Here is a 349-nt window from a genome sequence, read left to right as displayed (position 1 = left end):
ATTTTTATTTCCCTGCGCATCTTTCTGTATCCACAGATTATCGCTGGCTTGCAGTAAAGCTTTATCCCCGGTATTACGCACGGTGTCGCCAAATACCCGCATATCCCGGCCAGCGGTTACGCTGCCTTTATTCTCCAGCGTGGTGTTTGCCAGGGTAATATCCCGCTCTGCCTGCACGGTAATATTCGCGGCAATATCAGTTTCTTTGCCGATAATATTGAAGTCGGTTTTAGCGTTAGCATTGCCTAATTCAATTTTGCCATTAACGTTTAAAGTAATATCACGCTGGTCGCTAACCATCTCTTTCAAATTAACCCCAACGCCATCCTCAGTGGCGACAAGCCGGATT

The 349-nt window shown here is 46.4% G+C and carries 1 protein-coding gene; it reads right to left on the bottom strand.

Annotated elements, in window-relative coordinates; all coding sequences use genetic code 11:
- Positions 1–349, bottom strand: a 349-nt coding sequence (locus ABR397_RS23565; protein WP_350307817.1) for a hypothetical protein, incomplete at both ends; no start/stop codon positions are given.

Source organism: Photorhabdus viridis (assembly GCF_040256935.1).
GTDB classification, from domain to species: domain Bacteria; phylum Pseudomonadota; class Gammaproteobacteria; order Enterobacterales; family Enterobacteriaceae; genus Photorhabdus; species Photorhabdus viridis.
The sequence above is the reverse complement of the archived record's forward strand: the minus strand, read 5'-3'. Positions and strand labels throughout refer to the sequence as shown.